We start from the raw sequence: 3769 nt of genomic DNA on the forward strand, positions 1-3769 counted from the left end.
CAGTGGTCGTTGTGGATGAACTTGCCGTCGCAAGAGATGACGTTGGTTTCGCACTGGCCGCAGACGCCGCCGCGGCAGAGATAGGGCGGATCGACGCCGGCCGCTTCGATCGCTTCCAGCAGGCTCTGCTGCTCATCGACGCGGATCGTCTTGCCGCTGACGGCAAGCGTCACGTCGAAAGGCAGGCCAGGCTGGGGGGCCGCGAAATGCTCGAAATGCACGGTTTCCGATGGCCAACCGAGGCTTGCCGCGCGATCACGCACCCAGTTGATCATGCCGGCCGGGCCGCAGACATAGAGATGCGTGCCGAGCGGCTGCGTCGACAGCAGCCGGTCGAGTTCGATGCGCTCGTCAAGGTCGTCATGATAGAGCCTGACCCGTCGGTCGTAGCGCTCGCGCAGCACATCGGCATAGGTGCCGAGCGATGCGGTGCGGCAGGTGTAGTGCAGTTCGAAATTGCCGCCTTCCGCCGCAAGCTGAGCGGTCTGCGCCATGAACGGCGTGATGCCGATGCCGCCGGCCAGCATCAGATGTTTTTTGGCGCGCAGGTCGAGCGAGAACAGATTGACGGGATAGCTGACCACCATCTCCATGCCGGGCTTGACGTTCCGGTGCATGAACAGCGAGCCGCCGCGGCCGACATCGTCGCGGCGCACCGAGATCGTGTATTCGCGCGTGTCGAGCGGCGAGCCCATCAGCGAATAGGGGTTGAGCCTGGTGCGTTCGCCGTCGCGCATCTCGACCACGACATGGGCGCCGCCGGAAAAGGTCGGCAGCAACTCGCCGTCGCGCCGGCGGAAATGGAAGCGGGTGACGAGGTCGTTGACCGGGACGACGTCGCTGACCACGACATCGAGTTTTGTTGTTCCGGCGCTCATCGGAAAACCTCCTCCATCGGAGGAATCTCGCTGCGATCCTCGGCGTTGATGCAGACGCCCTGGAACGCCGCGATGCGCCTGGAATAATGATCGCGCACCAGAAGCAGCAGGCCGCAATGCGCGCAGGTCGCCGGCTGCGTCGTCACATTCTCGGTGATGCCCTTGCAGTGGACGCATTGCATGCGCCGCGCCAGCGAACCGCGGTGCTCGGTCTGGATCGAAGTGTGGTCGATGCCGGCTTCAAGCGCCACCTGCATCGCCTGGCCGATCAGGCCCTCAGTGCCGGCGAGATAGAGGCGCAGGCCCATATGCGCATTTGCCAGTGTCTGCCTAAGCCGTGGCAGCAGGCTGGCGAAGGATGGCGACAGATGAAACTGCACCGGTCTCAGCGCTTCGAGGGCTGCGGTGTGTTTGCCGTCAGGCCCGGGAATGAAGACGATGTCGGCGTCGTCGAAAAACCCGGGCGGCGCCCTCCCGGCCATCTCCGCTATCGCCAGCGCCCCTTCCGCATCCGCGATAAAAAGATGATGCTTGCCGGGCTGCGGAGACAAGGTTCCGTAAACAGGCCGGCTGATGATGCTTTTGGCTGCCATTTAAGTCTTCGTGCCTTCGAGCGCTTCACCGTTTCATAGAAACGGCGGACCGCTCTATCTCTTTGCTTTGACGCAATTCCGGACGGAAAACCGTTTCACACTTTTCCTGGAATTGCTCGAACCCCTCGCCGTCGACTATGCCTCAACCTTTCGCCGTGCGCTTGGTCTTCTTGGGATCGTCGAATGGCAATGGCTGGGCGGTGGCCTTGATGGCGCCGCTCCTGTTGCGGATTTCGAGCTTGGTGTCCTTGACCGCGCAGTCGACGTCGAGGCGGGCGATGCCCATCGATTTCTCGACCAGCGGCGAATACATGGCGCAGGTCACCACGCCCACCTTCTTGCCGTCGCGATAGACCAGCGCACCCTCATCGGCCGGCTCCTTGCCGTCGAGCAGAACGCCGTAGATCTTGAAGCGCTCCTTACCCTTGAGGCGATAATGCTCCTCGGCGCCGCGAAAGCCGGTCTTTCCGGGGCTGACGGTGAAGTCGAGGCCGAGTTCCCACAGCGTGTCGCCGGGTCCTTCGTTCTCGAACGGGTATTTCTGCGAATTGTCGTAGGGGTAGAACAGCAAGTAGCTTTCCACCCGCAGCATGTCGAGGGTGGTGAAGCGGCACGGAATGATGCCGGCGCTCTTGCCCTCGTCGAGAATCCTGTCCCAGATCGTGCCGGCATCCTGGCCGCGGCAGAAGATCTCGTAGCCGCGCTCGCCGGTGTAGCCGGTGCGCGAGATCATGACGGGCAAACCGAACAGTTGCGTCTGCATATGATGGAAATAGTTGAGGTCGCGAATGCCCGGCACGTGCTTGGCCAGATAGTCGACGGCGGTTGGCCCCTGCAGCGAAAGATCGTGCAGATTGTCGTCGAAGCGCAGCGACACGTCGCGGCCCATAGCCGCCCGCTGCAATTCTTCATGGCCGGTGCCCGAACCATGCACGACCATCCAGGCATTGGGGCCGGTGCGGTAGAGGATGCAATCGTCGGTGAATTTTCCCGCCTCGTTCAGCATGCAGGCATAGGCCGACTTGCCGGGATAGATCTTTTCGACGTCGCGCGTCGTCGCCAGGTCGATCAGGTGTGAAGCATGCGGCCCGGTGATGTGCACCTTCTTGAGGCCGGAGACATCCATCAGGCCAGCCTTGGTGCGGATGGCGATGTACTCCTCGTCGGCATCCTTGTCGTAGGTCCAGGCGGTTCCCATGCCGCTCCAGTCTTCGAGCTTCGAACCGAGCGCTCGGTGGCGATCCGCCAGGGTCGAAAATCTCCAGGATGCCGTCATCCGCTCGTCCTCCGTTTCGATAATGCTCTGCTGTTCCCTGCCCCCTGCGCAGTGGCGGGAGCTTTGACCGAATATTGATCGCAAACGCCAGGACGCCGCAATACCCATAAGCAATTAATTTCATTGTCAGGCAAAATCCACCGCGCAAAGCAAACAGTTAACCTCACGTAAATCGCGCTTGACAATTGCGGGATTCGGACTGAATTTATGAAAAAAATTTCACTCTCTTGAAAGAGGGCAGCGGCCGGCCAATTCGGGGCCTGGCGTTGGAAAAAGGGGAAAACCGATGTCAGACATGCAACAGCGCATCGAAGCGCTGTACCGCTCCGACGTGCGCGGATCTGCGCTCCTGATCGTCTGCCTGTGGGCGACGATCCTCTTCGTCCTGCTCATGACATGGCCCTACATCCCGCACAGCGGCATCAAGGCCGTGGTCGCGATCGCCGCCGCCGCCGTGCTGATCTTCAACACGGCCGCCATCCTGGCGATGGTCAAGCACTACAAGGAAGACAAGGAATTCATCTACGGGCTCGACATCAAGAACGCCGACGCATTCCGCAACCGCAAGTCCTGAGGGGTAGAAGAAATGTCCCGCTACACGCCGCCGGAGCAGAGCAAGGCCGGGCAGGTTTTCGACATCGCCGTCGTCGTCGTCGCCATTTTCGTGGCGCTGTGGCTGCCGCTGAAACTGGGCCTCGCCGGTGCGGCGAAATCCATCGACGCGCTCGACGCCAAGACGTGGGAAGCGCTCGGCCAGAACCCGACCATGGCCTCGATCTGGGAAAAGCTCGGCTACACGCCCGAGACCGCGCACGACATCATCCAGAACCGCTTCCATTATGTCATCGACTGGCCGACGCTGATCATAATGGCTGCGGTGCTGATAGGCTATTTCGTCTTCCTGTTTCGCGCATCCGACCGCGAATATCGCGACGTCATCAACGAAAAATTCGACGACAAGTAAGAGTTCTGAGGACGATTTAATTCGGGGACACGATCATGTGGGTGGCACTCTCTTACGC

The 3769-nt window shown here is 61.1% G+C and carries 5 protein-coding genes; 2 read left to right on the forward strand and 3 right to left on the reverse strand.

What is annotated here, in order from left to right:
- The 3 genes from ENZ75_RS24700 to ENZ75_RS24710 all read right to left on the reverse strand — a co-directional run.
- Positions 1 to 878 (reverse strand): PDR/VanB family oxidoreductase (locus ENZ75_RS24700; protein ID WP_164887975.1); only part of this gene is annotated, 878 nt, incomplete at its 3' end.
- Entirely contained in the window at positions 875 to 1471 is a 597-nt protein-coding gene (locus ENZ75_RS24705; RefSeq protein WP_063167619.1) for a dimethylamine monooxygenase subunit DmmA family protein, read from the reverse strand. The genes ENZ75_RS24705 and ENZ75_RS24700, both read right to left, overlap by 4 nt.
- A gap of 142 nt (positions 1472 to 1613) precedes the next feature.
- Positions 1614 to 2747: an aminomethyltransferase family protein gene (locus ENZ75_RS24710; RefSeq protein ID WP_063167618.1), complete on the reverse strand. Its 1134-nt coding sequence runs from the start codon at positions 2745 to 2747 to the stop codon at positions 1614 to 1616.
- 286 nt (positions 2748 to 3033) lie between these two features.
- On the opposite strand from ENZ75_RS24710, the gene ENZ75_RS24715 reads away from it, so the two are divergent.
- Positions 3034 to 3321, forward strand: coding sequence for a hypothetical protein (locus ENZ75_RS24715; protein WP_013532898.1), 288 nt, complete (start codon positions 3034 to 3036; stop codon positions 3319 to 3321).
- A 12-nt stretch (positions 3322 to 3333) separates the two neighbouring features.
- The gene (locus ENZ75_RS24720; protein WP_013532899.1) at positions 3334 to 3711 is read left to right on the forward strand and encodes a hypothetical protein; all 378 of its coding nucleotides are present in this window, start codon (positions 3334 to 3336) and stop codon (positions 3709 to 3711) included.
- The last annotated feature ends 58 nt before the right edge of the window (positions 3712 to 3769 follow it).

The organism is Mesorhizobium sp. M7A.F.Ca.CA.002.04.1.1 (assembly GCF_004022805.1).
Taxonomy (GTDB): Bacteria; Pseudomonadota; Alphaproteobacteria; order Rhizobiales; family Rhizobiaceae; genus Mesorhizobium; species Mesorhizobium ciceri.

What these genes read in the sequence shown, in the direction of transcription:
- ENZ75_RS24710 (WP_063167618.1), bottom strand. Translation starts at nt 2,747, where the DNA reads ATGACGGCATCCTGGAGATTTTCGACCCTGGCGGATCGCCACCGAGCG.
- ENZ75_RS24715 (WP_013532898.1), top strand. Translation starts at nt 3,034, where the DNA reads ATGTCAGACATGCAACAGCGCATCGAAGCGCTGTACCGCTCCGACGTG.
- ENZ75_RS24720 (WP_013532899.1), top strand. Translation starts at nt 3,334, where the DNA reads ATGTCCCGCTACACGCCGCCGGAGCAGAGCAAGGCCGGGCAGGTTTTC.
- ENZ75_RS24705 (WP_063167619.1), bottom strand. Translation starts at nt 1,471, where the DNA reads ATGGCAGCCAAAAGCATCATCAGCCGGCCTGTTTACGGAACCTTGTCT.